Raw genomic sequence first — 15,353 nt, forward strand, 5'->3', positions numbered from 1 at the left:
TAGATAGGTGGTAGAAATAAATTGGCAACTACAAAACCATATAGAGTATTACTATATTACATGTACACAACAATTGAAAATCCAGAAGAATTTGCTGAACAGCATTTAGAATTTTGTAAATCACTTGAGTTAAAAGGAAGAATTCTTGTAGCAACAGAAGGAATTAACGGAACTTGTTCTGGAACTGTTGAGCAAACAGAGAAATACATGGAAGCAATGAACAATGATCCACGTTTTGCTGGAATCGTTTTTAAAATTGATGAGGCAGATGAACATGCATTTAAGAAAATGCACGTACGCCCTCGTCCAGAGTTAGTTACACTTCGTCTAGAAGACGACATTAATCCGAAAGAAATAACTGGTAAATATTTAGAGCCAACAGAATTCTATGAGGCAATGAAACAAGAAGATACAGTTATCATTGATGCACGAAATGATTATGAGTTTGATCTAGGTCACTTTAAAGGTGCGATTAAACCGGATATTGAATCATTCCGTGAGTTGCCAGATTGGATTAGAGAAAACAAAGAAACACTTGAAGGTAAAAAGATTTTAACATACTGTACAGGCGGAATTCGTTGTGAGAAGTTTTCTGGTTGGTTAGTTCGTGAAGGTTACGAAGATGTAGGTCAGCTTCACGGCGGTATTGTAACGTACGGAAAAGACCCAGAAGTACAAGGTGAGCTTTGGGATGGACAATGTTACGTGTTCGATGAGCGTATCTCTGTACCAGTAAACCAAAAAGAGCATGTTATCGTTGGTAAAGACCACTTTACAGGTGAACCTTGTGAGCGCTATGTAAACTGTGCAAATCCAGAATGTAATAAGAAAATTTTATGTTCTGAAGAAAACGAAGCGAAACATTTACGTGCATGTTCTCATGAATGTCGTGTACACCCACGTAATCGTTATATCGTTCAACACGAATTAACTGAAGAGCAAGTAGCTGCTGCATTAGAGAAAATCGAAGCAGGGAAGTAAGCTAAATTATTGTAATAAAAAAGTACTCCAAATTTTATTTTGGAGTACTTTTTTTACTATGTGTTTTTTATCAGTTTTTGTCGGTAAGTCGATATATCTTAAAAATCGCTGATATAATTTGAGTTGCGCCGATATATTCGAAAAATCGCTGATAAAAATTTCATTTACTGAAGCGTACCACATATTTGTAATTTGAAAATAACTTTCTTTACTTCCTATCATCTTTCTCTTTAACAGCAGAAAGTACAGTTTGTTTTATCCATGATTTTCTTCGTTTATGTTGTAGACTCCATTGGTATAAACTTTGCGCACCTAAAATAAGTGAAATGACTATGCCGCTAATTGCTATTAAAAGCGCGAAAAATTCAAGTGGAGACGAGATTTTGTTTGAATCGGTGTTTCTTAAAAGATCAATCATAGTAAACCCTAACATTTGGCCTACTACAGAGTAGAGCGTTAAAATTAATAGTAAAAGGCTATCTTTTTTAGAAGCGACATTTTCTTGATATTTAAACAAACTATCAAGATTTTGTTTTGCATTCGAGTATAGTACTTCAATGTTAAATAGATTTCTTAAGCGGAAGAAAATATCTTCACTCTGTGATTGGGATACTAACTCTAAAGAGAAGTAATTTGCTGTAAATGAATTGATTGAATAAATTAATTTCTCTATTTCATTTGTATCTTGTTCAATGTTAAGTTCAGCATAAGCGTTTGCCATTTTTAATAAAACAACTTTATGAAATAGATTTAATAACAAAGCGTAATAAAACTCCCCGTACATTTGACTAGCAAGTTTAGCGATTGCTTGCTCACCTTCATTTGTTATACATGTAAAAATATGTTCTTCCATAACAAAGTAGCGATTAGGAGCCCATCTTTGATAAGAATGTTTTGTTAAATAATCTTGAATATAAGGGATGTTATTTGCGCTAATATACGGATTGCCATCGTCTGTTAATCCGGAAAGACTGGAAGTTCGGTATACATCGATTATATGAAGGTCTGACTCTTTATTCACGGATAATAAAGTTTGTACATACATTCTTTGGTCTTCAAAGAAAGGAAAGGTTTGAAAGTAAGAGCTCCGCAATCTCTTTTTCTCAAAGAAGTCTGTTACACCATGAAATAAATCACCGAATATAAGTTTTTCCACTTGTGAGTATTGTTTTCCGTTACATTCAATACAAATAGTCTCGTTTGTATCATTTTTAGTTTCAAGTACACGGAAGCGGGCGGCGAATTCGATTGCTTCTGATAATGTCATGTTTGGAGCGGTTTCTACTTCTGTCCGAATTGTTAAGAAGCCAAGCTCATAAGGGCAAAGTGTTACATCAATAGAATGAATCTTGAATGGAACAGAAATCAAATTTGTTGTTAAATGTCCAGTTAAGTTAAGGTCTTTAGAATAGCGTTGTAATCCTTTTTGATGCTCTGAGTGAGGAAATAGAATTTTATTTGTAAATGAAAGATAGTATGCTTCCATATTTTGATGTGAAACTTGAAACTTTCCGTAGTATGTATTTTCATTTTCAAGATGATCGAGTCGAAAAGGACGGAAATCATTTTTCTGTAAGAAAGGGAACATATTTTGTTCATATCCAGTTTTAAAAGAAAACGGGAATATAAATTGAAATATAGCTGTTGTCACATCTTTTTCCTCGATTGTTTGTATTGCCTCCATTTACATTGTTTCCTTTCCATATATGCTATAAAAACAACATACCCAAATTTATTTGAAAATAACCACTGTTTTATACTCGATTAAGAATGAAAATTCAGCTTATTTAGTAGGGGACATGTATAATGTTATGTATATTAAATGTTATAAAATTGTATTTTGAAAAGGGGGATGTTGTATGCGTATTTTAGTATTAGGAGCTGGTGGCGTCGGAGGCTTTTTTGGAGGTCGATTAGTCGAAAAAGGAGAAGATGTTACGTTTCTTGTCCGCAGTAAAAGAAAACAGCAATTAGAGGAAAGGGGACTTGTTATTCGTAGTGTTAACGGGGATTTTTCCTTCCAACCGAAATTAATAACGAAAGAAGATCGAACTTCTCCGTTTGACGTTATTTTATTTTCAACAAAAGCGTATCACTTAAACGAGGCGATTCAAGATTTGAAGCCGTTTGTAGGTGAAAATACTGTCATCATTCCATTGTTAAATGGTATTGCTCATTTATCACTATTACAAAAGGAATTCGGCGTGGAAAAAGTAATTGGCGGTTTATGCTTTATCGAGACGACGTTAAACGATCAAGGAGAGATTGTACAAACGAGTGTTGCCAACAGACTTGTATTTGGAGAAATGAAGTCTCAAGATTCAGAGAGAATAAAGCATATTTCTAAAGCATTTGCAGGTACGAAATCTAGTTTTGTTTTAAGTGAAAATATTATGCAAGATATGTGGCATAAATATTTATTTATTACTGTAATGTCGGGTGTGACGACATTAATGCGTGCAGCGATAGGACCGATTCGCGAAAGTGAAGGTGGACGCGATTTTATCCAAAACTTATTTGAAGAATGTGTGCAAATCATGAGATCTATGAAAGCTCCAGTTAAGGATGGAATTGCCCAAGAACATATGAAAAAAATTGATAAAATTTCGTATGATATGAAGTCATCGATGCAGCGTGATATGGAAAAAGGTTCGTTCGTTGAAGGCGAGCACATACAAGGATACTTACTAGATGTAGCGGAACAATTTTCTATAGAAGCACCATTATTAGGGGCAGTATATCAAAATTTGAAAGTGTATGAAGAAATGACCTTTAACAGATCAGCAATACAATTGGATGTATGAAAAAATAAAAAAGAAAGCAATATATAAGTGTATTGCTTTCTTTTTTATGACAAATTATTTATTTCTTTTCGTTCTATCTGTCAAATTTATTTCCTGTTCACGTTTACCGTATAATTGATTAATTTCATTTGCTAATGCATCTAAATAGGAATCGGAAAAAATAGGCTTCTTTTCTTTAGACATATGAGTCTCCTTTATCGATTTTTTAGTATTCATTATGTATATTTACCAGCGGATTATGCGCAATCATTTAAATTTTTTCTTTTTAAAAATTTTTGTTTACATTTTGAAAATAAAGGAGTATTATAATCCACAGTTTCAATTTTCTAAATCGCTGAAACCGCATGGTGCGGGGGACCCGTTCTTATGGATTAGTACTTAATCCAATGGGGTGAATCCTTGAAAAAGGTAGGGCTACTCATAGGCCCGAATCCGACAGCTAACCTCGTAAGCGTTATATTGAGAAGGAAGGTGGAGCTTGTGCGACAAAAAAAATAATGTCTACAAGTCTATTTCGTTATGGCTTGTAGACATTTTTTGTTTTCTGAAGAAATCGTTTACCCGCTGTAACTAGCAGAAAAGTTCGTACAAAATTATTGGAGAGTGGACAGCAGTGGTTTCATCAATCAAAAGGTTTTTAATTGGAAGGCCGTTAAAATCAACTGAGTTAGGAGAGCAAAAGCTTAATAAAACGAAGGCGTTAGCTATTTTATCTTCTGACGCATTGTCATCGGTCGCATACGGACCAGAGCAAATATTAATCGCACTAGCAGGCCTAGGAGCAGTAGCTTATTGGTATTCTATTCCTATCGCTGTTGGGGTATTAGTATTATTGACAGCCCTTATTTTATCTTATCGACAAATTATTTTTGCTTATCCGCACGGCGGGGGCGCATACGTAGTATCAAAAGAAAATTTAGGGATGAATCCAGGGCTAATAGCTGGAGGATCTTTATTAGTCGATTATATTTTAACTGTTGCAGTAAGTGTATCAGCAGGTACAGATGCGCTTACATCAGCTTTCCCTAGTTTACATGCACATAATGTAATCATTGCGATTATATTTGTTATATTGATTACTATTTTAAATTTAAGAGGGGTAACGGAATCAGCTTCCGTTTTAGCATATCCTGTTTATTTATTCGTTTTAGCACTATTTATATTAATTGGTGTAGGTATTTATAATATTATAACTGGTCAAGTTTCACCGACATTACATTCACCGATTGGAACACCAGTTGCAGGAATTAGTTTGTTTTTACTGTTACGAGCATTTGCTTCAGGAAGCTCTGCTTTAACGGGTGTTGAGGCAATATCTAACGCAATTCCAAACTTTAAGGATCCTGCACCTAACAATGCAGCGAAAACATTGCTCGCAATGGGTGCATTACTTGCAGTTTTATTTTCAGGAATTGTTTTCTTAGCTTATTATTACGGAATTAATCCAAGTAAGGAAGTAACAGTTGTTTCACAAATTGCTGAACAAACTTTTGGACGTAATTTCATGTACTATTTTATACAGGGTACAACTGCTTTAATATTAATTCTTGCTGCTAACACAGGGTATTCTGCATTCCCGCTATTAGCAGTTAACCTTGCAAAAGACAAATTCATACCGAGAATGTTTACGATTAGAGGAGACCGCCTAGGTTACTCAAACGGTATTATTATACTTGGAATTGCTTCGATTATTTTAATTGTAGCTTTCCAAGGGCAAACAGAACATTTAATTCCGTTATATGCAGTAGGCGTATTTATTCCGTTTACACTCTCTCAAACGGGGATGGTATTAAAATGGCTTCGTGAAAAACCTGAAGGATGGGCTTTGAGATTAACGGTCAATTTAATTGGTGCAGTCATTAGTTTTATTGTAATGAGTATGTTCTTTTTAACTAAGTTCGCACAAGTTTGGTCAATCCTTATTTTCTTACCTGCCATCATCTTCTTGTTCCATAGAATTAAGAAGCATTACGATGCAGTGGGTGATCAATTAAGTTTAAAAACTTGTGAGCCACTTGTTCCAATTGAGGGAAATGTAATTGTTGTTCCTGTAGCTGGTATGACGCATGTAGTAGAAAATTCATTGAACTATGCGAAGGCTCTTTCAGCAGATCAAGTTATTGCTGTATATGTTGCTTTTGACAGAGAAGAGGAAAAGAAATTTGAAGAGAAATGGAAGAAGTGGCAACCTGAAGTAAGGCTTGTTACCTTACATTCTCATTATAGAAGTATTATTCAGCCACTAACAAAGTTTATTGATACAGTACAATATAAAGCGAGTGAGTCAAATTACCGAGTTACTGTAGTTATACCACAGTTCATTCCGAAAAAAGGTTGGCATAACATTCTTCATAATCAGTCTAGTTTACTCATTCGTGCGTATTTACTCTATAAAAGAAATGTTGTTATTACGACAGTTCCATATCATTTGAAAAAGTAAGAAGATTTTTTAAGGATAGCTTTACGAAAGTGAAGCTATCCTTTTTGTGTATACACTATGCATAATTGCATACGGGTCTGGAAGATATATCAATATAATTTTTGTATCTATGAATAAGTAGAGGTTTTTGTTGTGATATATGGATATTTCAATTGAAAAAGTGAAGTGGATTATATTTTGAAATAAGGACAGGAAAGCTTGAAAATAAAGGGAATGAAAATACTTCTTTACGTTATATAAATAGCTGTGTTTAAATGACCTTACAGTACAAAACTTACATGAAAACAAAACGGAATTTCATATTTACGTACGTTATTTAGTTTAAAATGAATAATATTTTTATGTAATATATTCACTGTGTGAATGTGAGAATGGCTATAAAATAGAAATTTTATACAATATTATTCATACTAATCACATATGAAATGTTTTATAACAATAAGTAAGTACTGTAGCAATAAAAGTTGGGAGAGGTGGTTCGTACATGGATCGCGGTGAGAACGTTCTCTATTTTAACCATCTCAAACTATATGCAAGAAAATAGAATAATAAAATGCGATAGTAATAGTTGCTAATACATAGGAGGAGTTAAAGTGAAAAAGACTTTAATTACAGGGTTATTGGTTACAGCAGTATCTACGAGTTGTTTTATTCCTGTAAGCGCTTACGCTAAGGAAGGGCAAACAGAAGTGAAAACAGTATACGCACAAAATGTAATTGCTCCAAATACATTATCCAATTCAATTAGAATGTTAGGATCACAGTCACCGCTTATACAAGCATATGGACTAGTGATTTTACAGCAGCCAGACATTAAGGTGAATGCGATGAGTAGTTTGACGAATCATCAAAAGTTTGCAAAGGCAAATGTAAGAGAGTGGATTGATGAATATAATCCGAAGCTAATCGATTTAAATCAAGAGATGATGAGATATAGTACTAGATTTAATAGTTATTATAGTAAGCTCTATGAACTAGCAGGAAACGTCAATGAAGATGAACAGGCAAAAGCAGATTTTACAAATGCATATGGAAAATTACAATTGCAAGTACAAAGCATCCAAGAGAGTATGGAGCAAGATTTATTAGAGTTAAATCGATTTAAAACGGTATTAGACAAAGATAGTAGCAACTTATCACTTAAAGCTGATGAAGCAATAAAAACACTGCAAGGATCAAGTGGAGATATTGTGAAATTAAGAGAAGATATTAAAAGAATTCAAGGAGAAATCCAAGCGGAATTAACGACTATTTTGAATAGACCTCAAGAAATTATTAAAGGTTCTATTAATATCGGTAAACAAGTATTTACAATTACAAATCAAACTGCGCAAACGAAAACAATTGATTTCGTTTCTATCGGTACTTTAAGTAATGAAATTGTAAATGCTGCAGATAGTCAAACGAGAGAAGCAGCTCTTCGCATTCAGCAAAAGCAAAAAGAGCTACTACCACTTATTCAAAAGTTATCACAAACTGAAGCAGAGGCGACACAAATTACATTCGTTGAAGATCAAGTAAGTAGCTTTACAGAACTAATCGATCGTCAAATTACAACTTTAGAAACGTTATTAACGGATTGGAAAGTTTTAAACAATAATATGATCCAAATTCAAAAGAATGTTGAAGAAGGCACATATACAGATAGTAGTTTACTTCAAAAACATTTCAATCAAATTAAAAAAGTAAGTGATGAAATGAATAAACAAACGAATCAATTTGAAGATTACGTTACAAACGTTGAAGTACATTAAAAATAAGTAACGATATAGGGAGAGAAGAAAAATGACAAAAAAACCTTATAAAGTAATGGCTCTATCAGCACTTATGGCAGTATTTGCAGCAGGAAATATCATGCCAGCTCATACGTATGCAGCTGAAAGTACAGTGAAACAAGCTCCAATTCATGCGGTAGCAAAAGCTTATAATGACTATGAAGAATACTCATTAGGACCAGAAGGCCTAAAAGATGCAATGGAAAGAACAGGTTCAAACGCTTTAGTAATGGATCTGTACGCTTTAACAATTATTAAACAAGGGAATGTTAACTTTGGTAATGTATCCTCTGTTGATACGGCTCTAAAAGGGAAAGTAATTCAGCACCAGGATACAGCTAGAGGAAATGCGAAACAATGGTTAGATGTATTAAAGCCGCAGCTTATTTCAACGAATCAAAATATCATTAACTACAATACGAAATTCCAAAACTACTATGATACGTTAGTTGCTGCGGTGGATTCGAAGGATAAAGCGACTCTTACGAAAGGGTTAACTAGATTATCAAGTAGTATTAATGAAAATAAAGCGCAAGTAGATCAGTTAGTAGAAGACTTAAAAAAATTCCGAAACAAAATGACGTCCGATACGCAAAACTTTAAAGGTGATGCAAATCAAATTACATCTATATTAGCTAGTCAAGATGCTGGAATTCCGCTTCTGCAAAATCAAATTACAACGTACAATGAAGCAATTAGTAAATATAATGCAATTATTATCGGTTCATCTGTTGCAACAGCACTAGGACCAATTGCAATTATCGGTGGTGCAGTAGTTATTGCTACAGGTGCAGGAACGCCGCTAGGAGTCGCATTAATTGCAGGTGGTGCCGCAGCTGTAGGCGGTGGTACAGCTGGAATCGTATTAGCGAAGAAAGAACTTGATAATGCACAAGCTGAAATTCAAAAAATAACAGGACAAGTTACAACTGCTCAATTAGAAGTAGCTGGGTTAACGAACATTAAAACACAAACGGAGTATTTAACAAATACAATTGATACTGCAATTACAGCGTTGCAAAACATTTCAAACCAATGGTACACAATGGGATCAAAATACAATTCTTTACTTCAAAATGTAGATTCAATTAGTCCAAACGACCTTGTTTTCATTAAAGAAGATTTAAACATTGCGAAAGATAGCTGGAAAAACATTAAAGACTATGCAGAAAAGATTTATGCTGAAGATATTAAAGTAGTAGATACGAAAAAAGCATAATCGGATACGAATCGTTAGAGCGTTAAGTATTGATGAGTGATTTGAAGCTCCTGTTCAGTTGTGAGCAGGAGCTTTTTATACCCTTATAAAGAAGATAGGTGAAAAGTATGCAGAAACGATTTTATAAAAAATGTCTTTTAACGTTAATGATTGCTGGAGTGGCAACGAGTAACGCATTTCCTTTACATCCTTTTGCAGCAGAACAAAACGTAAAAACATTGCAAGAAAGTGCGGAAAATTATTCGCTAGGGCCAGCTGGATTCCAAGATGTTATGGCGCAAACGACATCGAGCATATTTGCAATGGATTCATATGCAAAATTAATTCAAAATCAGCAAGAGACTGATTTGAGTAAAATAAGTTCCATTAATAGTGAGTTTAAAGGAAATATGATTCAGCACCAAAGAGATGCAAAAATTAACGCAGCGTATTGGTTAAATTATATGAAGCCTCAAATTATGAAAACAGATCAAAATATTATTAATTACAATAATACTTTTCAAGCGTATTATAATAGCATGCTAGTAGCGATTGAACAAAAGGATAGTGGAAAATTAAAAGCGGATTTAGAAAAGTTGTATGCGGATATTGTAAAGAATCAAAATGAGGTAGATGTATTATTAGGGGATTTGAAAGCTTTTCGCGATAGAATGGCGAAAGACACAAATAGTTTTAAAGAGGATACAAATCAATTAACAGCAATTTTAGCAAGTACGAATGCTGGCATTCCGGCTCTAGAGCAACAAATAAATACATATAACGATTCAATCAAAAAGAGTAATGATATGGTCATTGCTGGTGGCGTACTTTGCGTAGCACTAATAACATGTCTTGCTGGCGGACCGATGATTGCGATTGCGAAAAAAGATATCGCAAATGCAGAAAGAGAAATCTCCAATTTAAAAGATAGAATTTCTGGCGCACAAGCTGAAGTGGCAATATTGACAGATGTAAAAAATAAAACAACAAATATGACTGAAACAATTGATGCAGCAATTACAGCATTGCAAAATATATCAAATCAATGGTATACAGTAGGGGCAAAGTATAATAATTTACTGCAAAACGTAAAAGGAATCAGCCCTGAAGAATTTACCTTCATAAAAGAAGATTTACATACAGCGAAAGATAGCTGGAAAGATGTAAAAGATTATACAGAAAAATTACATGAAGGCGTGGCGAAGTAAACAGTGGACTAGTTCCGCTGTTTATTTTTTTATCCTGTTTTTTGTGAGAGTTGGACTTGTAATTTGATATATAAATTTTCTGTGTTTTTTATCTATGTTATTAATAACATTTAGACAAATTGATACTAATAACATAGATGAATTTCTGATGGGGTACCATCAGAAAAATGGGGATTTACAACGCTAAGTCCATTTTTAAGCCGATCCCCTCATTTTTAACCATGTTAAGAAAGTTTCAATGGTCTTAAAGAATGTAACGAGATCATTTTTTGAATTAAAATGGTATTCTCCAAGTAAATTAAAGAGTAATTATTAAACAAAGTAAAGGTAGAAGTTGAAATAAGTAAATTGTTTTCAATCTTATAAAATATATTATTTTTGTATAAAAATAATATATTTTATAGCTCTTTTTTATTATTAGTGTAATACCCTAATCATTTGCAGCAGAATAGGGAAAAAAGATACCCTAAGGTGCCTTCCTCCGAATTGATATTAACCATGTTAAATGCTTGCCGGTGCATCGATTGAAACATTGATAGTAGTAGGACTTCCGAAAATAGAGATTTTTACAGCATCAACTACTATCTCATTGCTATCTTTATTTGATTCATTTCCTTCAACCATTCTATCTAGTTTGTCTGACCATGTTAACCCTGTAGCTTTTATCATGGCTTTAACAGTGTCTAGGTCTGGAGCGCCATTATATAAAATACTGTTAATTGTTTTATCATCTCTTCTCAGGCTCACACTAACCCATTTAGCTTCTGATGTACTATCTTCAGCTTTTGTGTAATAAAAACGATGAGTTTCAGTGCTTTCTTCATATTCAAGATTAAAAGGTAGTATTTGAATACCTTGATTAACTGAATCGTCTTTAATATTGTTGTAGTTTTGCAGATATTGATCTGTAGTCATATCCTGAAATGCTAATTTCCCTTTTGGTTTTGTTTCATCCTTTTTGTATGTAGGTTCAGATGACTTTGATTCAGTTGTAGTTTTCTCATCTGGGTTACAAGCAACCATCCCCATAAGTAATGCGCTAAAAGTTAATGCTGTAAGTAATTTTTTTTCATTATTATGCTCCTTCGTTTACAGATGACTTTCAACCAGCTTTTTAGCTTCCTTGTGAAAAATACGGCGTTTTCTTCTCTTGTTACTTCTAATTTAGTTCTTTTTGTACCCGATTTACTAATCAATTCGAAGTGAATATAACCGTTAGTTAGTGACTTAGGTTTCTTAAATTTGATTTTCTTAATATCCTGGTATTATATCTCTACAATCCTCTTGCTAATGTCCAACACTTCTGAAGATTTGAAAGCGATTTGTTCATTATCGACGATTAAAACCCAGTTATAAGTCCTGAATTATTTCATCTTTATATCTCTCAAATAAAATATTTAAAGTAAGTATAACAAATTAAGGTCATCCATTTTGTTATACATTTTTCCTTTGTAAAGCGTAAAAAAGTAATGAATAGAACGATTGGATTATAAGAAGGCAATATCCAAAGTAATGTGAGATGCGTATGTTAATAATTTTTAATTTGAAAGTCTAGTTGCATCTTACGTTAAGGACGTTCTTTTGCAGTTATAACTATATTGTTAGAAAATAGGGTCTAAGCTTCAGATGACAAGAATGGAAGTCATTCAAATAGAAACGAATCCTGTAATAAAACATTTAGTCAAAAAAGTGAATTCCAGTATGAGTTCTGATGTCTGTACTAAAAGTAAAAATCATAAAATCCGTTTAAGAAATTATGTGTAAAAGGAATAAACGGTGGTTATCCGACATGTCCTATCTGCTACAGCACAGAATAAGAAAAACCTATCATTGAATCAGAAAATGAACGATTGAAGAAAAAATGATAACAGTTTGCTCAATATGCTACGTTAATCCGACTGTTAGAAGGATTGAAATGAAAATATTGTTCGATTTAATAAAAGTGGTTGGCAAGCATTATGGATATCGAAAAAATATAGGGGAAGTACATTAGAAAATAGCAGATGGGGAATTCGGTATAGAAATCGATGTACTTGAAAAAATAGAAGTGCATTTAGTAAGACAGCCAACAGGTTAAAAGATTGGACTTTCTGATAAATGATTGTTATATACCTTTAACAAACTACATTTAAGCATTGCTCGCCATAACAACTTAGCTTTTTCAGTAGCTTAGATATTAGAACGTAATTTCGAGGTTGTAATAAGAAAGGGTGACGATTACGCGTGTAACGGAACAGGGGTAACTCAAAACGGTATTGGAGTGGATAGTAGGTATCCATTGGGATCATGTGCTTGCGAAGCAGGTGGTCGCCAGTCCCATAGAAGACGAGTACATGAAGAAATCGCTGCATTAACCATGGGGCAGGCAGATAAGAAGAAAATTATATCTCGTTCAATGGGGTTAGGGACATGAAACAACTAACACTGAAAGGTAATTAAACAAAAGCTTTATTTGAATTAGTTTTATTAATAAAAAAGATCCGTATTACGGATCTTCTTAAAAAATTTATTAATCATTTGTTTTCTAACTAAAACAAAAACCCCAATTATATACTTTTCAGGAAAGTTAACGGAAGGTGACATTAATTGAATTAAAATTTGTATTTATCATTTGAATTAACCTTTACTGTTTCTATAAGTTCATGTTGTATACTGAAATTCGGTAGTAACAATAGAAATAGGAAATCAGACAAAAACAGTAATCTATGTAGAACCAGAGGTTACTTATGAATTTTTTACTATTCTTAAATATGAGAAGTTTATTATAGGTAATGTAGATTAATTAGTGGAATAGGTATTGGTAACGATAGGATAAAAAAGTCAAAATAAATAATTTTCGTTATAATTTTACCGCTTAACCGGAAAAAATGTAGCGAAAATACTATTTTGTGTTTGTTATAATTTAATTGAGTTTTTTATGAACTGTATTGTATTTATTCAAGTTCAGTATCTTATTCACTGTGTTTTAAAAAGCATTCACTTGTAATAAAAGTGAATGCTTTTTAATTTGTAGTTCTATTAAAGAGAACTTAATTAGCATGAAACGATTTAAAACCCTATAAAATCGTTTCATGCATATTTAAAGGAGGAAAATCATGATAAACAAAGCAATTGCTGAATGTATTGGTACTATTTGGAACTGGAACAGCTGTAATAGGTGGAGGAGTGGAAGGAATCGGTATTTTAGGAATTGCGATGGCCTTTGGATTATCAATTGTTGCTATGGCATATAGCATTGGAACAATTTCTGGTTGCCATGTTAATCCTGCGGTATCTATTGCCATGTTTATAAATAAACGAATGACGGCTAAGGAGCTTGCGTATTATATAGTAGCACAAATCTTAGGTGCTTTATTAGGAACTGTAACCTTAGTAACCATTTTAAAATCATCGGGAATGACATTAAGTAACTTAGGTCAGAATAGTTTTGGAAATTTAGGGGCATCGGGTTCATTCATAGTTGAATTCGTGTTAACATTTGTCTTTATTTTAGTTATTATCGCTGTAACTGGTAACAAGGGGATTACTAATTTAGCTGGAATTGTAATTGGTCTTACTTTAGTGTTAGTGCACTTATTAGGTATCTCATTAACAGGAACTTCTGTTAATCCTGCACGTAGTTTTGCACCAGCATTATTTGCTGGTGGAGAAGCTATTTCTCAATTATGGGTATTCATTATTGCTCCAACCTTAGGTGGAATCGCTGCTGCTATGGTGGGGAAATCTTTATTGAATACTGAGAAATAACATTATCTATTTTTAATAAACACGTTGTCTTATAATGTGATAAAGATAGCTTGATGTGATAATTAATAGTATCCACTTCAAGTAGTAAGAGAAAACGTTATATTTTGCCATGATTTGAAAATGCCTCCAATTGGAATTGGAGGCATTTTCATTTAATATAAGAAAATATGTAGAGTCAATAAAATTCATTAATTTAGTGAGTCTTCTATATAAATACAAAAATAGCCGGTACTCGAATTGAGTATCGGTTATTTTTCCGTGTCATAATATCTATTATTGCTTTCCCATCTTTGCAATTATATTATAACTTAATGGGATTTGTTAAACGTTTTCATTTTTTCCTCTAATAAGGAAATTTAAGAAAACTTATTGAAAAGGATCTGTGTAATAATAATAACTGACAACTAAATAGGTTGTCTCCTTAAAAATTGCAAGAGCAAGATCCCTTATTGTAAACCTCTTCTGCATTCCTAGCCAGAAGAGGTTTCTTCCAATATAAATAGAGAATCTATCTTGCTTCCTCCTTTACTTTTGCTAATATGAAAAACTCAGATATTCGAAATTGATTATTATTAGAATCAATGATGTACCTTTGTGTATTATTAAAAAATGATTTAAAAAATAAGAATAATGTGATGCGAAATTTCCGTATCAAGAGAAAAATCATTAATTTTTTTGAAGAATTACTTTGATAGAATAAATATAAGAAGTTTTTCTTTGGTATTCGTCTCATGTGCCTAAAGAATTTGTATACAAAAAAACAAACATATCCAATGTATGTTTGTTTTTTTTGTAGCTAATTAAGAAATATTTTTGACTAGATTAATAATAGGTATTTAAAATAGGTTCAATACAATTAATGAGAATAGTAATGCTTGAAATATAAACATGCATTTTAACACATAAGGATAAATTTTAGGAAACCTATTTTTGCTTGTAACAGGAAATTTTATATTATTTTTAAAGTTTTTTTCATGAAATAATAGATTTAATCCTTAAGTATCTCCATGTTTTCATAGGAGATGTATACTTTCTGATTATAAGTGTTAGTTTATGAACTGTTTACTAAGAAAACTCCTCAATACTATTGAGGGGTTTTCTATTTAAAAAGCGGGATGTAAACTACTCGCCACTTAGCAAAACTTAAAGTGGGAGCTTCTCAAGTTCCGAGACGAAAGTAACCTTTCGTCTCCCTGAGCG

At 32.9% G+C, this 15,353-nt stretch carries 11 protein-coding genes and 1 riboswitch; of the genes, 8 read left to right on the forward strand and 3 right to left on the reverse strand.

The annotated features are described in order from the left end of the window. The first annotated feature begins 21 nt into the window (after positions 1-21). On the forward strand, positions 22-981 hold the full coding sequence (gene trhO, locus GFJ36_RS08545; protein WP_000246241.1) for an oxygen-dependent tRNA uridine(34) hydroxylase TrhO: 960 nt from the start codon (positions 22-24) through the stop codon (positions 979-981). 208 nt (positions 982-1,189) lie between these two features. On the opposite strand, the gene GFJ36_RS08550 is transcribed toward trhO, so the two are convergent. Then, positions 1,190-2,665 (reverse strand): hypothetical protein, encoded by a 1,476-nt coding sequence (locus tag GFJ36_RS08550; protein WP_098230239.1) that lies wholly within the window; start codon positions 2,663-2,665, stop codon positions 1,190-1,192. Between the two features lie 175 nt (positions 2,666-2,840). Between GFJ36_RS08550 and panE the strand changes: the two genes are divergently transcribed. Then, positions 2,841-3,785: a 2-dehydropantoate 2-reductase gene (gene panE, locus GFJ36_RS08555; RefSeq protein WP_088063009.1), complete on the forward strand. Its 945-nt coding sequence runs from the start codon at positions 2,841-2,843 to the stop codon at positions 3,783-3,785. Between the two features lie 54 nt (positions 3,786-3,839). On the opposite strand, the gene GFJ36_RS29950 is transcribed toward panE, so the two are convergent. After that, a complete protein-coding gene (locus GFJ36_RS29950) occupies positions 3,840-3,968 on the reverse strand; it encodes a hypothetical protein (RefSeq protein WP_000031869.1) in 129 nt (42 codons plus the stop codon). Between the two features lie 139 nt (positions 3,969-4,107). Continuing rightward, positions 4,108-4,254: riboswitch (cyclic di-AMP (ydaO/yuaA leader) on the forward strand. 144 nt (positions 4,255-4,398) lie between these two features. On the opposite strand from GFJ36_RS29950, the gene GFJ36_RS08560 reads away from it, so the two are divergent. The 4 genes from GFJ36_RS08560 to nheC all read left to right on the forward strand — a co-directional run bounded on the left by GFJ36_RS08560 (position 4,399) and on the right by nheC (position 10,406). Next, positions 4,399-6,225, forward strand: a complete 1,827-nt coding sequence (locus tag GFJ36_RS08560; protein WP_088082839.1) for an APC family permease — start codon at positions 4,399-4,401, stop codon at positions 6,223-6,225. 593 nt (positions 6,226-6,818) lie between these two features. Next, the gene (gene nheA / locus GFJ36_RS08565) at positions 6,819-7,979 is read left to right on the forward strand and encodes a non-hemolytic enterotoxin NHE subunit A (RefSeq protein ID WP_046959101.1); all 1,161 of its coding nucleotides are present in this window, start codon (positions 6,819-6,821) and stop codon (positions 7,977-7,979) included. 31 nt (positions 7,980-8,010) lie between these two features. Beyond that, positions 8,011-9,219, forward strand: coding sequence for a non-hemolytic enterotoxin NHE subunit B (nheB, locus tag GFJ36_RS08570; protein WP_087982994.1), 1,209 nt, complete (start codon positions 8,011-8,013; stop codon positions 9,217-9,219). A gap of 107 nt (positions 9,220-9,326) precedes the next feature. After that, positions 9,327-10,406 (forward strand): non-hemolytic enterotoxin NHE subunit C, encoded by a 1,080-nt coding sequence (gene nheC, locus GFJ36_RS08575; protein ID WP_061673168.1) that lies wholly within the window; start codon positions 9,327-9,329, stop codon positions 10,404-10,406. Between the two features lie 501 nt (positions 10,407-10,907). Here the strand turns inward: nheC and GFJ36_RS08580 are convergent. Next, the gene (locus GFJ36_RS08580) at positions 10,908-11,435 is read right to left on the reverse strand and encodes a hypothetical protein (protein ID WP_088063012.1); all 528 of its coding nucleotides are present in this window, start codon (positions 11,433-11,435) and stop codon (positions 10,908-10,910) included. A 1,249-nt stretch (positions 11,436-12,684) separates the two neighbouring features. On the opposite strand from GFJ36_RS08580, the gene GFJ36_RS29955 reads away from it, so the two are divergent. Together GFJ36_RS29955 and GFJ36_RS08585 are read left to right on the forward strand one after the other, a co-directional pair. Then, complete coding sequence (locus GFJ36_RS29955) at positions 12,685-12,819, forward strand: hypothetical protein (protein WP_255288423.1); 135 nt, start codon at positions 12,685-12,687, stop codon at positions 12,817-12,819. 698 nt (positions 12,820-13,517) lie between these two features. Then, positions 13,518-14,153, forward strand: a complete 636-nt coding sequence (locus tag GFJ36_RS08585) for an aquaporin (protein ID WP_481747064.1) — start codon at positions 13,518-13,520, stop codon at positions 14,151-14,153. Positions 14,154-15,353 lie beyond the last annotated feature (1,200 nt).

The organism is Bacillus sp. EE-W1, from assembly GCF_009760835.1.
Classification (GTDB): Bacteria; Bacillota; Bacilli; order Bacillales; family Bacillaceae_G; genus Bacillus_A; species Bacillus_A wiedmannii.